This is a genomic window from Paenibacillus marchantiae, from assembly GCF_028771845.1.
In the GTDB taxonomy this organism is placed as follows: domain Bacteria; phylum Bacillota; class Bacilli; order Paenibacillales; family Paenibacillaceae; genus Paenibacillus; species Paenibacillus marchantiae.
The window spans coordinates 3,571,980-3,589,637 of the sequence record NZ_CP118270.1 but is presented as its reverse complement, the minus strand read 5'-3'; the positions used below and the strand labels follow the sequence as shown (position 1 = coordinate 3,589,637).

Annotated in this window: 17 protein-coding genes; 2 read left to right on the top strand and 15 right to left on the bottom strand. The window is 44.8% G+C overall.

Going from position 1 to position 17,658, the window contains the following annotated elements; translation table 11 throughout:
- Positions 1–65: 65 nt before the first annotated feature.
- Positions 66–1,226: an ADP-forming succinate--CoA ligase subunit beta gene (gene sucC, locus PTQ21_RS16425; RefSeq protein WP_053783785.1), complete on the bottom strand. Its 1,161-nt coding sequence runs from the start codon at positions 1,224–1,226 to the stop codon at positions 66–68.
- Positions 1,227–1,477: 251 nt separating this feature from the next.
- A complete protein-coding gene (locus tag PTQ21_RS16420; protein ID WP_063566420.1) occupies positions 1,478–1,933 on the bottom strand; it encodes a MarR family winged helix-turn-helix transcriptional regulator in 456 nt (151 codons plus the stop codon).
- Positions 1,934–2,459: 526 nt separating this feature from the next.
- On the opposite strand from PTQ21_RS16420, the gene PTQ21_RS16415 reads away from it, so the two are divergent.
- A complete protein-coding gene (locus PTQ21_RS16415) occupies positions 2,460–4,064 on the top strand; it encodes a YifB family Mg chelatase-like AAA ATPase (protein WP_274566380.1) in 1,605 nt (534 codons plus the stop codon).
- A gap of 221 nt (positions 4,065–4,285) precedes the next feature.
- Here the strand turns inward: PTQ21_RS16415 and PTQ21_RS16410 are convergent, their stop codons facing one another.
- The 10 genes from PTQ21_RS16410 to rplS all read right to left on the bottom strand — a co-directional run bounded on the left by PTQ21_RS16410 (position 4,286) and on the right by rplS (position 13,201).
- On the bottom strand, positions 4,286–4,837 hold the full coding sequence (locus tag PTQ21_RS16410; protein ID WP_090805383.1) for a nitroreductase family protein: 552 nt from the start codon (positions 4,835–4,837) through the stop codon (positions 4,286–4,288).
- 270 nt (positions 4,838–5,107) lie between these two features.
- Positions 5,108–6,328, bottom strand: a complete 1,221-nt coding sequence (locus PTQ21_RS16405; RefSeq protein ID WP_274566379.1) for a carboxypeptidase-like regulatory domain-containing protein — start codon at positions 6,326–6,328, stop codon at positions 5,108–5,110.
- Positions 6,329–6,394: 66 nt separating this feature from the next.
- A complete protein-coding gene (locus tag PTQ21_RS16400; RefSeq protein WP_256337823.1) occupies positions 6,395–6,556 on the bottom strand; it encodes a paeninodin family lasso peptide in 162 nt (53 codons plus the stop codon).
- Between the two features lie 495 nt (positions 6,557–7,051).
- Positions 7,052–7,450, bottom strand: a complete 399-nt coding sequence (locus PTQ21_RS16395) for a YraN family protein (RefSeq protein ID WP_079694696.1) — start codon at positions 7,448–7,450, stop codon at positions 7,052–7,054.
- Positions 7,444–7,752: an EscU/YscU/HrcU family type III secretion system export apparatus switch protein gene (locus PTQ21_RS16390; RefSeq protein WP_063566425.1), complete on the bottom strand. Its 309-nt coding sequence runs from the start codon at positions 7,750–7,752 to the stop codon at positions 7,444–7,446. Before PTQ21_RS16390 ends, PTQ21_RS16395 begins: the two co-directional genes overlap by 7 nt.
- Positions 7,749–9,794, bottom strand: a complete 2,046-nt coding sequence (locus PTQ21_RS16385) for a TrbL/VirB6 family protein (protein WP_274566378.1) — start codon at positions 9,792–9,794, stop codon at positions 7,749–7,751. The genes PTQ21_RS16390 and PTQ21_RS16385 overlap by 4 nt, the downstream gene beginning before the upstream one ends.
- A 31-nt stretch (positions 9,795–9,825) precedes the next feature.
- A complete protein-coding gene (locus PTQ21_RS16380; protein WP_240321378.1) occupies positions 9,826–10,455 on the bottom strand; it encodes a ribonuclease HII in 630 nt (209 codons plus the stop codon).
- Positions 10,456–10,952: 497 nt separating this feature from the next.
- Positions 10,953–11,816, bottom strand: coding sequence for a ribosome biogenesis GTPase YlqF (gene ylqF / locus PTQ21_RS16375; protein WP_063564655.1), 864 nt, complete (start codon positions 11,814–11,816; stop codon positions 10,953–10,955).
- Between the two features lie 166 nt (positions 11,817–11,982).
- Positions 11,983–12,603, bottom strand: coding sequence for a signal peptidase I (gene lepB, locus PTQ21_RS16370; protein ID WP_063564656.1), 621 nt, complete (start codon positions 12,601–12,603; stop codon positions 11,983–11,985).
- Positions 12,604–12,859: 256 nt separating this feature from the next.
- On the bottom strand, positions 12,860–13,201 hold the full coding sequence (gene rplS / locus PTQ21_RS16365; RefSeq protein ID WP_024630190.1) for a 50S ribosomal protein L19: 342 nt from the start codon (positions 13,199–13,201) through the stop codon (positions 12,860–12,862).
- Positions 13,202–13,716: 515 nt separating this feature from the next.
- Between rplS and PTQ21_RS16360 the strand changes: the two genes are divergently transcribed.
- Positions 13,717–14,682, top strand: coding sequence for a polysaccharide deacetylase family protein (locus PTQ21_RS16360; protein ID WP_274566377.1), 966 nt, complete (start codon positions 13,717–13,719; stop codon positions 14,680–14,682).
- A gap of 1 nt (position 14,683) precedes the next feature.
- Here PTQ21_RS16360 and PTQ21_RS16355 read toward each other — a convergent pair whose 3' ends face one another.
- The 3 genes from PTQ21_RS16355 to rimM form a co-directional block, all read right to left on the bottom strand.
- Entirely contained in the window at positions 14,684–15,940 is a 1,257-nt protein-coding gene (locus PTQ21_RS16355; RefSeq protein ID WP_063564658.1) for a hypothetical protein, read from the bottom strand.
- 215 nt (positions 15,941–16,155) lie between these two features.
- Positions 16,156–16,923 carry a tRNA (guanosine(37)-N1)-methyltransferase TrmD gene (gene trmD / locus PTQ21_RS16350; RefSeq protein ID WP_274566376.1) on the bottom strand — a complete coding sequence of 256 codons (768 nt, stop codon included), beginning with the start codon at positions 16,921–16,923 and terminating at the stop codon, positions 16,156–16,158.
- A gap of 1 nt (position 16,924) precedes the next feature.
- A complete protein-coding gene (gene rimM, locus PTQ21_RS16345) occupies positions 16,925–17,437 on the bottom strand; it encodes a ribosome maturation factor RimM (protein WP_274566375.1) in 513 nt (170 codons plus the stop codon).
- Positions 17,438–17,658 lie beyond the last annotated feature (221 nt).

Sequence of the window (17,658 nt, the reverse complement as noted above, 5' to 3'; positions counted from 1 at the left end):
TTACGGTTATTTTTCAAGTGCCGGACAGCTCCGGAACTAAGGCAGCAATTTGCCCAGGAATGAACTTATTTTACGAGGGCAACAATTTTCTGTGCACCATCGGCCATGGAATCAGCAGGGACGATATTCAGGCCGGATTCACCCAAAATACGTTTACCAAGCTCCACGTTAGTTCCTTCAAGACGAACAACCAGCGGTTTAGTCAGGCCAAGCTGCTTCGCGGCTTCAACAACACCATTGGCAATGACATCACAACGCATAATTCCGCCAAAAATGTTAACGAAGATACCCGCCACTTTGGCGTCAGACAAAATGATTTTGAAAGCTTCGGTCACTTTCTCTGTTGTAGCACCGCCCCCAACATCGAGGAAGTTAGCCGGGTCGCCGCCATAGTATTTGATGATATCCATCGTCGCCATCGCAAGTCCCGCACCATTGACCATACAGCCGATGTTGCCATCAAGTGCTATGTAGCTCAGGTCGTATTTGGAAGCTTCGATTTCTTTTTCGTCTTCTTCATCCAGATCACGCAATTCCAAAATGTCTTTGTGACGGAACAAGGCGTTGGAATCAAAATTCAATTTTGCATCCAGCGCGATAACGTTTCCATCTCCTGTAACAACGAGTGGATTGATCTCGGCAATGGAGCAATCTTTTTCGACAAATGCTTTGTACAATGCAAGCATAAACTTAACCGCTTTGTTCACCAACTCATTCGGAATACGAATGCTGTACGCCAGTTTACGTGCTTGGAACACTTGCAATCCAATTGCAGGGTCAATAATTTCTTTGAAAATTTTCTCAGGTGTAGCTTCAGCTACTTCTTCGATCTCTGTACCGCCTTCTTCGGAAGCCATCATTACGACGCGGCCTGTGGCACGGTCCACAACAACACCCACATAATACTCTTTGCGGATATCGCATCCTTCTTCAATCAGAAGACGCTTCACTTCTTTACCTTCAGGTCCAGTCTGGTGTGTTACCAATACTTTTCCCAAAATTTCGGATGCGTAAGCACGAACTTCGTCGATACTTTTCGCTACTTTCACACCGCCGGCTTTCCCCCGGCCACCTGCATGAATTTGCGCTTTGACTACAGTCACTGGACTGCCCAGTGCCTCTGCGGCCGCAACCGCTTCATCGACTGTATAAGCAACCTTTCCGTTTGGAACGGTGACTCCATACTGTTTCAGTACTTCTTTTCCTTGATATTCATGGATATTCATTCTCGAATCCTCCTATCAACATGACTGCAACAAGGCGGGTTGGTAGACTAACAAAAGACAAATGTTGACTATTTTCACTTAAACCCAATTCATTGTAACATGTTTTTAAAACGCTTTCCTTAAAAAAGTAATGGTTAATAGACAGTATTTTGATATGGGTATGATCCCATATTGTGAATGCTTGGATATTAATGGAAAAAACCTTAGCTAATAAGCCAAGGTTTTTTTAATAGTATTACTAATGATGCATTTTATTTTCTGGCTACTTTGGTATTGGTCTGATGGACTTTCTCCAGAAGGCCTTTGAACTGTCCCAGTAGAGATTCAAACTCTGAACTGTTCAGACATGCATCTTCCTGAATCGCTTCAGGTATAGACAAGGCTTTATGGCGAAGTTCCCGCCCAGCGTCTGTAAGGGTAATCAATACTTTCCGTTCGTCCTGAGCTGAACGTTCACGATGAATAAGTCCTGCTGACTGCAAACGTTTCAGAAGAGGCGTCAAAGTCCCTGAATCGAGGTAAAGTGCCTCTCCGATTTCCTTAACCGTACATTCTTCACGTTCCCACAATACCATCAAGACCAAGTATTGAGAATAAGTTACACCAAGCACCTCAAGGTAGGGCTGGTACATCTTCGTAATTTCACGTGAACAAGCGTATATGGCAAAGCATAATTGGTTATCCAGCTTCAAACTTTCATTCTGCATATAACTGTCTCACCTACCTATTGTGCATTCTATATACCTTAATAATAGAGGCTTACAACTGTTATATCCGCTATAATTCGGCGAATTATAAGGAGCCCTTCATCTATCTTATCATAAATTAGAAGAAAAACAGAATAATTGAGCACAAATGATTTTACTTTTCAATTTAATAGTGTTAAATTGAATTGTATAAAATATAATTTGGGGTATATACGATCGAAATCATATGACAACGTAACAAAAAACTATTGATATGTTAATATAGCTCAACCAGCATCTACATCCTTTTTCACTAAAGCGCGACATTGATTCAGAACTGAACATTCTATACTTCTGCTAGAAACTTCATGCGGAAACTGTAAACAATTCAGGAGTCAGGGATAGATATACAGCAGCTATGACAATGACGGGTTGACGCCCTGATTTCTTTTATATAAAATGCTTGTTAGAAGCTGAGGAAGCACCTTAATTCGTAGACTGGCCTGTATTATGCGCGCCAAGGACGAAGTGAGGTGTTTCTTTTATTATGTATGGAAAACTGCATAGTGCCTGTTTATATGGAATTGACGGCGTTTTAATTGAAGTGGAAACAGATTTGTCGAACGGGCTACCCCAGACGTCTATTATCGGATTGCCGGATTCGGCTATTCGTGAAGCGGTTGAACGTGTTCGTGCCGCCATAAAAAACTGTGGTTACCAGTATCCGTTGCAACGGATTACGATCAATCTGGCCCCCGCTGATCTGCGCAAGGAAGGATCTTCTTTCGATCTTGCCATCGCTATTGGTTTACTTACAACAAGTGGTCAGCTAGTGCTTCCTGTGCAGGAACGGACATTGGTGGTGGGTGAGCTGGCATTGGACGGTTCAGTGAGATCTGTTCCTGGCATTTTGTCCATGGTGGATTTGGCGAAACGGCTAGGCTTTACCTCCGTTCTTCTGCCAGCCGATAATCTGGAAGAGGCTTCGCTAATTCGGGGTATCCAGATATATGGTATTCGTCATTTGCAAGATATCGTTCCTGAACAGGAAACGAATTCAAAGAACAAGGAAGGAATGCTACAGAATACGGGGCCTGTTGTTTTAAAAGATTACGCCCATCTGTCTGCTCTGAATCCCAATGTCGGTAATATTGAGCGCCATGAGCGTCCAATGCGATCTCCATCGTTGGACGATGATTATAGTGATGTACTGGGACAGCATCATGTAAAGCGTGCACTCATGATTGCCGCAGCAGGCATGCACAATATTTTGCTCGTCGGACCACCAGGAACAGGGAAAACGATGTTAATTAAACGGCTGCCTACGATTCTCCCACCATTGTCCGAAGACGAAGCGCTGGAAGTAACTAAAGTGCTAAGTGCCGCAGGCAAGCTTAAAGATACCTCGAATGGTCTCATCGCAGACAGACCCTTTCGCTCTCCACATCATACGATCTCCACTTCAGGTCTAATTGGAGGCGGCGGCATCCCCAAACCGGGTGAAGTAAGTCTTGCCCACCGGGGTATATTGTTTCTGGATGAGCTGCCTGAGTTTCAGCGGCAAGTCCTAGAAGTGTTAAGACAACCATTGGAGGATCGTAAAGTCACCATTAGTCGGGCGAGAGCTGCTTTCACATTTCCAGCACAATTTATGCTCGCCTGTTCTATGAATCCTTGTCCTTGCGGTTATCTCTCTGCCCAATCGGAGGATCAAAGATGTATATGCAGTCCTGCCCGTGTTGCCGCCTACCGTGCCAAAATCTCGGGACCGCTGCTAGATCGCATCGACCTTCAGGTCGAAGTTCCTCCCCCGAGCGAGTGGCGCAAGGCTGGCGCTTCTCCTTCATCTGCGGAAATGCAGGCCAAAGTCATTCATGCTCATCATATTCAGGCCGCAAGATATGCTAATAGTTCAGTTCGCTGGAATAGTCAGTTATCAGGAACTCTTCTGCGCCGAACGATCAGTCTGCCTGAAGAAGCAGACCAACTGCTCCAGCAGACACTGCAAGCACTGAACCTGAGCATGCGTGCACATGATCGAATTATTAAGATGGCCCAGACGATCGCAGACTTGGACCATGAAGGCGTCATTTTGACAGCTCATGTGGCTGAGGCGATACAGTATCGTCAACTGGATTTGAATTTATTTTGAGCGAGAGTCATCCAGGCGATAAATGCTATAAGGGGAAATACGTGCCTTCACCATTCAACATTATGATAGGTTCAAACGAGATATCTGTAGATTTCAAACTTAAGGTTATATAAATTAACAAGTCAAATACCCCTGCATAAATTTCCTCTGTATAGGAGGGATATGTGCAGGGGTTTTTCATAGAACATCTTCTTTTGAATAAGTGGCGAACAAGATATCAATTATTCAAATATAGTCAGCTTATCCTTGGCTGGTGTACGTTCTTTGGCAGAAGGAATAACATCTGGATACCCCATGTAAACCATGCCGATAATTTTTTCCCCAGCCTGAACGCCAAGGGACTTACGGAATTTTGGTCCGTACAAGAAAGGCTTGGTTACCCAGAACGTACCAATGTCTTCACTCCATGCAGCGAGTAGAAAGTTCTGTACCAATGCACTCACTGCAGCAAAATCTTCATCCCAGATATTCTGGCGCGGATCTTCTTCCATAACGACAAGCATGACGGAAGGGACCTGTTTGATATTGGCAGAGAACTTGTTATCCTCTCCCATCTCTGCATCAATAGCGTCTGCCAGCTTGTTCAGTCCACTTCCGCTAAACAATAAAAACCGCCACGGCTCACGCAATTTATGATTGGGTGCCCATACGGCTGTATCCAACAAATCAATAATCTGCTGTGTGGGGACAGCTTCTTTTTTAAACTTTTTGACGGTACGACGATTTTGAATGGCTTCTCTTACAACGTTACCCGTTTGGGTAGATTTACTCATGACCATGCCTCCCAGATTATAAAAAATTATCCATGACCGCAGTTCAAGCCTGCGATGCGAATCAACTCATTTATGAAAAATCAAACGGTGCAGCAAAACTGGATTACCCTCTTGATTATACACTGATCGGTTCATTGGATTCAAAGGAATGTGGATAACATTATCTCGTTCTAGTTATTTAGGATGCAAAAAGACGACTTCGACTCTTCCCCAGCGGAGGAATTCTTAGAGTCAACGTCGCCTTTTTTTTCATTATAGATAGCTATTTAATCAATACGGGTATGATCCTGCTCCTTCATACTTCCCATTCAAAAAATCCATTTTGTTTATCTTTTCCTGATTCCCGGCGACATCCGTACTGAAATACTCCACTGTTTTGACTTCAGGAGCATAGATTTTTATTGGTCCGGTAAACGTGATCCATTGCCCACCATTGATTCTGTACTGGGTCATTTTCAAGCCAGATCCGTCAACTTCGTCCGTTGCCTTTAACTTAAAATTAAATCCATTAATATATTGTTTTCCGTTGGATACCTCTGTTAGAGGAATTAAAGCATATTTGGTTACAGGAGGGGTTTTGTCTACATTACTCTTGAGAATAAAATCAAAAGTATTTTTAGGTCCTTTGACCAAAGTTACCCTAATCGTTTGCTTGATATAACCATCCGCTTCAACAGAGATTATGCTTATTCCCGGAGACAGTCGATCCATTGAATACTTGCCTTGTTTGTCTGTTATCATCTTAAGATTATTAATAGATACCGTGGCCCCAGCCACTGGCCTCCCCTGTTCATCTTGCACCAAGCCACTCACCTTGGCGGCCTCTTGAAGTGTTATGTTCAACTTCTCTGTAACACCGGTATATAGAAAAAGATATTTTGTGTAAGGAACATACCCATCTGCATCAACCGAAACCACAATATCAGGGGCGTAATAAGGATTAATACCTGTAATTGCGTAGTTTCCATCCTTGTCCGTCTTCACAGACTGGCTGACAGTTGTTGCTTTAATGACAGCACCCACAACTGGTTTTCCTGATTGATCAGTAACTTTGCCTACAACTGTTGCTGGTTCATAGAGGGAAAAATTAAATGCCCTTGTTTCTCCCGGAATCAAATAATAGCTAATATAATTTTTGTCGGTGTCCAAGTACCCCTTGGCAACCAGACTAATCTTGATGCGTATGCCTTCACTTAACGTTGTTTCAAAATTGTACTCTCCCTTGGAATTGGTTTTAATTGTTTTGGTTGCTATTTCGCTGTTTTCGAATGTGTACATCTTAATATTTACATTTACATCTTTCACCGGAAAACCATCCATATCAGTAATTTTTCCATAAATTTTTGAAGTTTGAGCAAGATTATTAACTTGCCCCTCCGCAGAAACATTTTTGGATGCAGCATATGTCGTTCCAGAATACAGCAGACCACACACCCCGAAAAATATTAAAAACACACTTAAACGAATCATCCATTTCCATTGAATACTCATGACAATCGTTCACCTCATCCAAATATAGTAGTAAGTCCGGTGACCCTATGAACTCGTTTTATCTATCTAACTGACCAACATTTCGAGCTTCCAAAATTCCCCGCCCCATACATATTGCCAAATTCCTTCACCACCGTTCATGGTTTCGCTAATATCCAGCACTTCCAATTGCGGTGTCACCCACTCCTGTTTCATTTTCTTTGCCGCAGCAGATTGAATTTCTTTCATAGTTCACACCTCTTTTTCATATTTACTTTTCTCATTCTATTATAAACGATACATTTTGTATCTATTTATTTTAAGTGCTCCAGTCTTTTTGTCGACTAGCAACAGTGTTAGAAAACACAGCAAGGCTTCATTGTTTATGGAATAGAAAGAACTTGTAAAAGGGCATACATGGTAAGGAGAAAGAGTGCACATTTTAACAGGCAACTCATTTTCGTATACTGAATTCAAACATATCGTTTGAGCTCTTATTTAGAGAATTATTAATTAGATGTAGTCCATTAACGATCGGAAAAAGGAAATATTAACTCCAAATATAATTTTAATTACCTGCACTTATAGATACGAATTGTATCATTTTTACTGCATGTGAAATAGCTATTTCCTTAATTTCTTTCTATCCTATAACCTGCCAAAAAAATAACCCACAAGAGAGTCACTTTTTCAAGTGTCTTTCTTGTGGGTTAACACATCAGAAGAATCGCGTATAGTAGGAACTCAAAATGCATTAATGATATGATCGACCGAAACGGCTTCGCCTGCTTTATCCAACATGACTGCGATCACATCAAAACGAATTTGATGATTTGTCTCTCCCGTCATTTGCAAATATACAGATGCAGTTGCACGTACCTGCTGCATTTTACGAATATCTACCGACTCCTGGGGTGTTCCATACAGTCCAGTTCCACTTCTACTGCGGACTTCAATAAAAATAATCATGCCTTCATGGGAAGCAACGATATCAATCTCTCCGCTTCGGCAGCGCCAATTGCGCTTCAAAATGCGATAATCATGCTCACGAAGCCAGTCGCAAGCAGCTTCTTCACCCAATCGCCCTTTTTGCTGACGTGTCAGTTTTGAAGCTGGACCCTGTTCTGATCTGTGCTCTACCATGATTCCTCTTCCTCTCGTCCAGAAGCCAGACGGTCAGCACGATAAATGTAGGTCAACACTTCGGCCACCAGTTGATACAGTTCCGACGGGATCTGTTCATCCAAATCCAGTTTGGAAAGCACTTCGACAAGTGCAGCATCCTCCTGAACAGGCACACCATTTTCCTTGGCTTTATCCAGAATGGCTTCTGCCACTTTGCCACGGCCTTTGGCTACGACCACTGGTGCTTCGCTCTCACCAGGTACATATTTTAAAGCAACGGCCTTTTTGGACATCAGGTCCGGTTGCGAATCCTCTTTCATACCCGCATGTCCACCCCTTTGTATCGTTCAGGACTGTAGTCCGAGGCATTCATTTTCCGTTCGGCACCCGGTTCCTGGCCAACAGGCCAGGGTTCCGCCTTGAAAGTCAGCAACTGATAACCCAGCTTGTCCAGCGCCTTATGGATCTCATCGCGTCCACTTTCAAGGAGCGATCCCATTCCTTCGCCGTTATTAAGTACACGCAAACTGACGATATTATTAACAACATGCACATCCACCAGCGTTGGACCAAGACTTTTCATGTCTAGATCAAACCAAAGGCGGCAGTTGGATGCATCCAATTCACCGCGTTGCCCACGGCGTGATTGAATCTGAACGGAAGCCGTCTCTTCTCCGTCAGGACCGGTAATGGGGATAAACCAGTGCATCTGGGCAAAGGTAGCACTGCGATCTGTTGTTAGCAATAACTGCTGACCTGTTAGAAATTGCACAGCCTGTCCGGCGGCATCTTTGAGCGTCGCAGGTGCACCCTCGCTGCTGGCAAGCTGCAGCAGCAAGCCCTTTAGCGTGTCCGCGGTTCCCGGACTCGCCACATCCCCCACGCGCGCCTGCGCAGCCGCGCCGTGCACTGCCTGCTGCTCGTGCTCCGCACCGAGCAGCTTCAACACGCGCCCCACCCACGGGTCCCCCTCGTGGGTGACAGGCGCCGCCGCAGCTCCCGCAGGTGTTGCGGCACTACCGCCAGCCGGCAGCGCATCCGCGCCGGCTGGCAAAGGCTGCGGCACGCCTCCGGCAGCCGCAGCCGCCTGGCCGCCCTGCGATGCAGGGGCGGCCTGTGTCGCCGCACCCGGCCGTGCCGGTGCGGCTGTGGACGCGCTGCGCAGCGCGTCCAGCAGCGCCAGCAGCTTGGGTGCCAGCTGCGCTGCCGATGGAGCTGCTGGCGCCGCCTGCCCTGCTGCGGAAGCGGTAGGCCCCGCAGCAGCAGGCGTTTCAGCGCGGCCGTCGGTTCGCCCGGCCGCGCCACCCTCAGGCTGGCCCGCTATCACTCGGCCAGCAGCAACCTCCACAGCCGCCCCCGTCGCGCCCGGGCGGCTCCCAGCAACGCCCGCGTCAGCTGCACGCGGGCTCTCACCAGGTATTCCAGTTCCTGCCGGAATACCTGTACCCACCATGCCAGCAGTTCCAACATGGCTGGCCCCTGCTTTAAGCCCAGCATTCTCTGCATTTCCTGCACCAGTCTGTCCATTGCCTTTAACCGCGCCACCAGCAGTATCCACAGATCCATCTGCCATTTGAGCATCACCAGCGACTGCACCAGGCACAAGTTGCGCGGACAATCCGGTTGCCCCTCCTACCTGACGGTTACTGCCTGACGCAGCTACCGTTTCTCCCGCCAGCTCTCCGTTTAACGGTACAGGCGCTCCAGCCATAATGTTATTCTTAACCGTAGCTGCCTGTTCACCAGTCGGCAGCGTTTTACCCGCGGTTTGTGTCAGCATGGACTCCAGCTGTTCAGCCAAGCCCTTCAACAACTGATGTAGTGGCGGGCCAAAAACAGCTTGATGTAGACCCTTTACCGTTTCCGCTGTAACCGGAAGACCACGCTGAAAAGCAATACCTGTTGCCTGCACCCATTCTTCAACAGGCACCTGTGCAGGTTTGGTTGTCATCATATTTTGAACCATGGCTACATTATCCTTGGTCAAAGGTAATCCGCTTCGCTGCATAGCTAACAGCAGTTCCCGATTCCCCTTGGTATCCGGCAAACCTACCTCCTGAAGCAAATTGTTCAAAGATGCCTGTGGCAGTTCTGCCAATGTACCCGTCAGCGGTTTCATTACCGTTACGCCATTTTCACCTGGAGGCTGGACCTGAAGCAGTGTTGTTTCACCTGGCCGAAGCGGAGTTTCTAATTTTGCACGCACCTGTACACCCTGAATCTGAAGAACCGCATCTGCTCCATCATCGGATACACTAACCACAGAACCCCTTACAACCTGACCTTCCTTTAACTCCAGTGGCTTGGCATTTCCCGGTTTACTATCTCCCAGCAGCCCACGAATCACGGAACTTATATTCATACCCTTACCCCTCCCTCCGTGAATGGTTTAATTAAAATAAAGTGTGCTGTTCTCCGAGCAGATTGCCGAGAAAACTGCGACGATGCATGGGTGTAGCACCACGAGCCATAATTTGTTCACGATGAAATTTCGTTGCATATCCCTTATGTATCGATAAACCATATTCCGGATATAACGTATCCCAATCCTCCTTGCAAAGCCTATCCCGGGTAACCTTCGCAATAATGGATGCTGCCGCAATGGATTGACTGTTTGCATCGCCTTTTATAATGGACAACTGCGGTATATTCACATCTACCTTTTCGGCATCTACCAACAGGTAGTCAGGCACGCCCTCAAGTGCTTCTACCGCACGTTTCATGGCAAGCCTTGCAGCCTGTTTAATATTCAATTGATCAATCGTTTCCGCATCTGCATAACCGATTCCCACTGACAACGCCTTTTCCATTATAATGTCATATAATGCATCGCGCTTTTTCTCCGTTAATTTCTTGGAATCATTAACCCCTTCCAGAATCAGATCACGAGGTAAAATAACGGCTGCCGCTACTACATCTCCAAATAAACAACCGCGTCCCACTTCATCAATTCCGGCAATACTTTCAAATCCACTTTCCCAATATTCACGCTCATAAATCAGCAGATCTTTGGACTCCACCATTTCTTTTTTCTTCTTTTTCGGTTCAACCAGGGCATCCAGTTGCGTCAATTCAATTAACTCATTCATTTCATTCATTACGGTGTCATCTCCTCTGCCCACTCTTGCTTCAACACATCACTTTTATATCATTTTATTATATAGACGTAGATTCCCGAATTTTGTTGTATCAGATCCTATTAAATAAGAAATAAGATTCTGTAAAGCGAAATAAGATTCTGTAAAGCATATATGATAATACGATGATGAGATATTATTTTATCGGTATCTGATCGCTTAAATTGAAGATATTCAGCATTGAGCAGGCTAAATCTTCATCACTCATCATAGCATGATTTAAGAGACCCAGATATACGTTCAATACAATCCCATAAAGTGCAATTTTCTAGAATCACCTTCCAGATCAATCAAAGTTCCTTTATTTTAAATTCCAGTATGGCAAAAAGCGACCGCTCCCGGTAATCCGGTAACGGCCGCTTCTTTCGGCAGTTGTCTCTTATTTAATAAGGAGCTTCCATAGAGAAACGTCCCATTTTGCCCGCACGCAATTCACGCAGAAATGCTCGCGATGCCTTTTCCAAATCGATACGCCCACCACTTACCACACAACCACGTATACGACCAACCTGTTCCATAATCGCAACAACGCTGTCCGAATCATCCGCATCCTTGGAGAACTCCTGAAGACCATAGCGTTCTTCAAGAGAATCCCAGTAATAACGCATTAGATAACTGATGCCAAAAAAGGCGATGTCTTCTGCATTCAGAATCTCTTCCTTAATTGCACCTGTTACCGCAAGACGATAACCCACGTTTTGATCTTCAAATTTCGGCCAAAGAATACCTGGGGTATCCAGCAGTTCCATTTCTTTACCAACTTTGATCCACTGTTGTCCCTTCGTCACACCAGGACGATCTCCCGTTGCCGCAATGTTCCGTCCAGCTAGTCGGTTAATTAGCGTGGATTTACCCACGTTTGGAATACCAACAATCAGTCCACGAACCGCTCTCGGGTTAATCCCTTTAGCTATTTGACGATCAATTTTTTCTTTAAGGAGAAGCTTCGCTTGCGTTGGGATGTCTTTCACGTTGGTACCTGTTGAAGCATCTACAGGGAAAGCAGTGATTCCCTCTTTTTTGAAATATTCAATCCATTCTTGCGTCACTTTCGCATCCGCCAAGTCGGACTTATTCAACAAAATCATCCGGGGTTTGCCCTGTAAAATCTCGTCAATCATCGGGTTGCGGCTGGAGACAGGCAGACGGGCATCCAGCAGTTCGATGACCACGTCAATCAGCTTTAACTTATCCTGAATCTGGCGTCTGGCTCGGGTCATATGACCTGGAAACCATTGAATCGTCACCTTGTCTTCACCTCATTATTTGTTGATATACAAGCTTTTTCTACGACATGCACACCGCATCATTTCGCTGGAAAAACAATCTTAGATTTCTATTATCCCCAGATTAGTTCTGCCCTCTACGTTTTGGTGTACACTTTATATTTTGCTTATATATCCTGCATTCATATTAATGGTTAATCCATTTGATATCGCCGATCGGCCAGAAAATCACATCTGCACGACCTACAATATCCGTCAGTGACACATAACCGATCATACGGCTATCTGTACTGTTCGGACGGTTGTCCCCCATTACAAAAACATGACCTTCAGGTACTTTCCCATCCGGGAATTGCTCATTAGGGAAGTCCTTCACGTTATAGGTTCCACCGTTCGCTTCAGCAGCATCAATTGCTCCCTGAATGTAAGTCTCATCGACTTTTTTACCATTGACGAGAACTGTATCGTCCTGAACCTCAACGGTATCACCAGCGACAGCAATGACACGTTTAATGAAATCACGGCCTTCGGTTGGAACGTGGAATACGATTACTTCTCCGCGCTGTGGTTCTCTAATATCATATAAAATTTCATTGACGATCACACGTTCACCTGTATGAAAATTCGGCTGCATGGAAGGCCCGTCCACAACAAACGGTTTGAACAGTAACCACCGAATCAAAATGACAAGTACTAGTGCGATCACGATGGCTTTGAGCCATTCGAAAATTTCATTTTTGGCTTTTTTGGATCGACTGCCTTTCTCTTCGGCAGTATTGCCCTGGTCCTGTTGAACTTCCTGTTCCATTAATGATCTTCCTCTCTTCACAGTACATGTTATAGCAGTTTTTACACATCATCAGTTATGTAATCTTACACGCAAGCATTACCAGTACATTTAATCCACAATTCAAATGTCCCTCAATAACTGATTTCACAAGCCTCCCGGACTATTCGCGCGTGTGCCGCCATACCATTTTACTCGGAAGTGCACCTCCGGTTCAACTTTTCCCGGACAAAAACGAAAAGGGCTTGTCTCCAAGCCCTCCCCGGTATCCGTTATATTAACGAATTTCTTTAATTCTCGCTGCTTTACCGCGTAGTTCACGAAGATAATAAAGCTTCGCACGACGCACTTTACCACGGCGAGCCACTTCGATTCTATCGATTTTAGGGGAATGAAGCGGGAAAGCTCTTTCCACACCTACACCGTAAGAAATTTTACGAACTGTAAAAGTCTCACTGATTCCACCACCACGGCGTTTAATCACAACACCTTCGAACAATTGGATACGCTCACGAGTTCCCTCGATTACCTTAACGTGCACTTTCAAAGTGTCACCAGGACGAAAACTCGGAATATCCTTACGAAGTTGTTCTTGTGTAATCGCTTGAACGATATTCATCTATGACTCCCTCCTTCCGTACAGGCGTTCATACTTCTTCCAGAGAACACCTTGTCTCCTTCATTATCCATAGAGGACCGCCGTATTCCACATAACAGACTTATTGTATCACGCACCATAACAAAACACAAGGAAAAATAAACAAATTGCTGACAGAACTCTTTGGTTCTTCAATGCCCTTTAATCCTTATTAATTTCCTTTACTCCAATTAGACGTTATCCGTTATACGTTCATCTTAAATACGTCCTGAATTTTATTATAGTCTCATTACAATTCCATTAAAATACACCTGTCCATGCGCTTTTCTACACAATTCCTTTATTCACATAAAAGCTTCAGCCCCTTGGATTGTCATAATTAGTATTCTTGAATAAGTCAAGCATTAGACGGAAAAAATACTGTAACTTTCTGTCAAGAAAGATCGTCTATGATATAGCTTGTTGGATTACGTGCTGATGCATCTAAATGTAATTCCACGCAGAAATGAAATGGCAAAAGGAGAACCAAACGAATTATGAAATACTTCAAAAAAATTGCTCTTGCTGCACTCGCATTACTCACTTGTACCATTACAATATATGCGTATGCGGTAACTCATCCTACCAATGCAATGTCTCACAAAGCATGCACGTCCTGGGATATGGTCAAACGTAAGGCATTTCTAATGTCTCACTCCGATTATTCCAGCAAACCTGCACTTGATCTGGCTACCTTTCACATCGCACAAGGTTCAGCTACTGAAGTACCTGTACTGATGTATCATTACATACAGCCCAAAATTAATAATCATGAAACAAACAACAAATCGATCATTAATCTGGAAGACTTCGAAGAAAACATGAAATATTTGCATGAAGAAGGCTACAACACAATTACACTGGAGCAGCTTGAACAATACGTGAACGGACAGATCTCCCTGCCCCAAAAATCTATTGTCATCACCTTTGATGATGGGTATCAGAACAATTATACTTTAGCCTACCCTGTGCTCAAAAAATATAATTTCCATGCTTCCCTGTTTGTAATCGGCAGCAAAATTCAGGATCAGCCTTCGGCTTTTGATCCAGCCAAAAAAACGTTTATCTCCAAACAGGAGATGCAGGCCGCTAAAGACGTCTTTGAGTTCAACAGCCATACCTATAATCTGCATCACAAGGGATATATGCGTTGCGGCGACAACGTGCCCGTCGGACTCGACACAAAACTGCTGAATAATGACGTCAAGCTAATGAAAGAAACTGGTATTGATACGCCGTATCTTGCCTACCCTTTCGGTTATACCAGCACGCAGATGATCTATCAACTGCAGCAAAACGGCTATCGTATGGCCTTTTCCGTACGTTCAGGCTTTGTTCGACCTGGGGATAATCCTATGAAGCTCCCACGATTAACGGTTACGACAGGAACCAATTTGGCTGCATTGCTCCATCCTGAATCAGACCAACAGGAAATCCTTCCTGTCGTAGAGATCAGTCATTAAGCTAGATTGAAACTTCCCCGCCTGGATAAAGAGTCGAGCTATACAGCCTTTTCGGCTGAAGCTGGGCTCTTTTTATGTCCAAAGAGGTTGGAGTGGTTACATCCCTCATTGAGCTGGAATAGATTACGGCTTCATGTGCATCATAGATGATGACCTGCTCCCTTCCGCTCTGACACAAGTCGGCATGTAAGGCATAGCCATCTTTTCCGAACGTTGCAACCGTTTGCATATTACCATTGATCAAAGATGGCAGGACACCCCCACCTCGGCGATAAGCCATGATATAGTCAAGCCCGCTGTCATCCCAGTTACGTACAGGCTCAATAATGGTTAACCATCCACGCGTTTTACGATCTTCTTTCCAAAGTTCCTTTCCGTCGCTATCCAGCATAAACATTCCATCCTTGCCATTCTCATCTCCACGAATAATCCGATCCAGGCCAGCAATCTGTAATCCTTGTCTTTCTCTATAAAATTTCCCCAGTGCAATATGCTGTGATTCAATCGAATCCTCATAACGCCATTTTTCATTACCGTACCGATCCATCATCACCGTGACACTGCCACCGATAACAATTTCAACCTCCCCGTCCTCGTCCACATCGCCAAACCATATACAGTCTGCGTGATCATCAAGATTCTGACAGGACCATAATAATGTTCCATCATGATCCAGCATGTCATACCCGGCCATCACTTCATCCTTGCCATCCCCATCGATATCGTAGACCCACGGAAAATGACCTATATTGCCTTCATGCTTCCATAGCAAATTGAAATCGTGATCTAATGCCCATAACGTCTTATACCGATCCTTCAGCAGGATATCCATCGTGTGTTGGTCACCAGTCAGGTTTGCAAGAATAAGACAGTCATGCGCTTGCTCTCCAGGCAAATCATGACGTTTCTTTATCTCTCCGGTTCTTCCGTCCAGAATAAGAAATTGTTTGTTCATTACACACAGCACTTCATTATTTCCGTCCCCATCCCAATCTACAATCTGAGCGGGATAGTCTGATCCTGGACCACCTGCATCCGGGTCCGGTGTTCCGACCTGCCACATTAATGTTCCATCCAGATCATATGCCGACAAACAGCATACCTGATGCGGAACGTAACGGTCGTCTATGCCCCCATCTGCCTGCACCAACAGCATCTCAAGCCTGCCATCTCCATTTAGATCTCCCAGAAGCATCTTGCAACGCTCTCCAGCTTCGCTAATATCCACTCTGCCAACTTCATAAGGCTGATGATTCATAATCTTCCTCCTCAGCATGTCGTCTTCATACGCTTCTAGCTCAGATCACCATAAAGAAATTTTTCAGTTTATACAACCCTATTTCGGAACATGCAAAAATGTTCAAAGCGGCAAAAGTGTTCAATACAGAAAAAGACCAACTTTCATATCACAAGGTTGGTCTTTCAAGATTTCAAATGAGATTATTTTACGAGCTCAAACGAGATAATATCAAATTACTCTGCATTCTTTTCACGATCGGAACGAAGCTTGTTTAACCAAACTCGTTCTTTGTCCGTCAAGTCCGCCGTCTCCAACATATCCGGTCTGCGTTCCAGCGTACGAAGCAAGGATTGCTCCCTGCGCCATGCCTCAATATTCAGATGATGTCCAGATAACAACATATCGGGCACCTTCATACCTCTAAATTCCGGAGGACGTGTGTAGTGCGGGTATTCGAGCAATCCGGTACTGAATGAATCCGTTACAGCACTTGTCTCATTACCCAGTACACCCGGAATAAGGCGCACAATACTGTCAATCGCCACCATCGCAGGCAGTTCGCCACCCGTCAGCACGTAATCACCAATCGACAATTCGTCCGTCACAAGAAATTCACGGATACGCTCATCGTAGCCTTCATAATGTCCACAAATAAAAATCAGATGATCTTCTTGTACAAGTTCTTCTGCTTTTTTCTGTGTGAACGTCTCACCTTGCGGGCACATTAGAATGATACGTGGCGGTTTCATCTTTGCTGCAGCTTCGCCCCGTTGTTCTAATACATCCTCAACAGCAGCAAAGATCGGATCTGGCTTCAATACCATACCTCCACCTCCGCCATAAGGTGCATCGTCAACTGTATTATGTTTATTGGTCGCAAAATTCCGAAAGTTTGTTGCTCCCAGAGATACAAGTCCTTTGGTTTGGGCTTTGCCCAGAATGCTGGTTCCGAACACGCCGTCAAACATTTCCGGGAATAGGGTTAATACATCCACTTTCATGTTACAGCAGCCCTTCCATCAGGTGAACCTTGACTTGCTTCTCTTTAACATCCACATCAAGAACAACATCATCAATAACCGGAAGCAGAATTTCTTTACCTGCAGGCGTTTTGACAACCCATACATCATTCGCTCCAGGAGTCAAAATCTCAGAGATGGTTCCAAGTGTTTCACCCTCTTCGGTGATGACAGAACACCCAACGATTTGATGGAAGTAGTATTCACCTTCCTCCAGCTCTGCCAGATTCTCTTTTAACACTTTGGCCATGCCGCCTTTAAACTTCTCTACTTCATTAATGTTGCCATACTCTTTCAGACGAAGAATATACATATTCTTATGCAAACGTGCAGATTCCACGTTAACCATAACTGGATGATTATCTGGTGTAAAGAAAAACAACTCTGCATTTTTCGCAAAACGCACTTCCGGAAAATCAGTTAAAGGCATGATTCTCACCTCGCCACGAATTCCATGCGTATTGACGATTTTACCTACATTCATAAACTCTGCCATACTTTCCTCCTACAATCCATTCATATTGGTACGTATATGTGATGATCTCCCGCAGCCGTTCTGGTTACGGATCGTTCTTCGCATCGCTGTTATCCTAACGCTTCTTGGGATCGATTCCGTACCCTTCACTACTTCCGCTGATAATCATACTTGACGAGCTTTTTCAATCCTATTATTTAAGTTTCAGCATGCACGAAAGGGGGCTAGGACATGCATCCTAA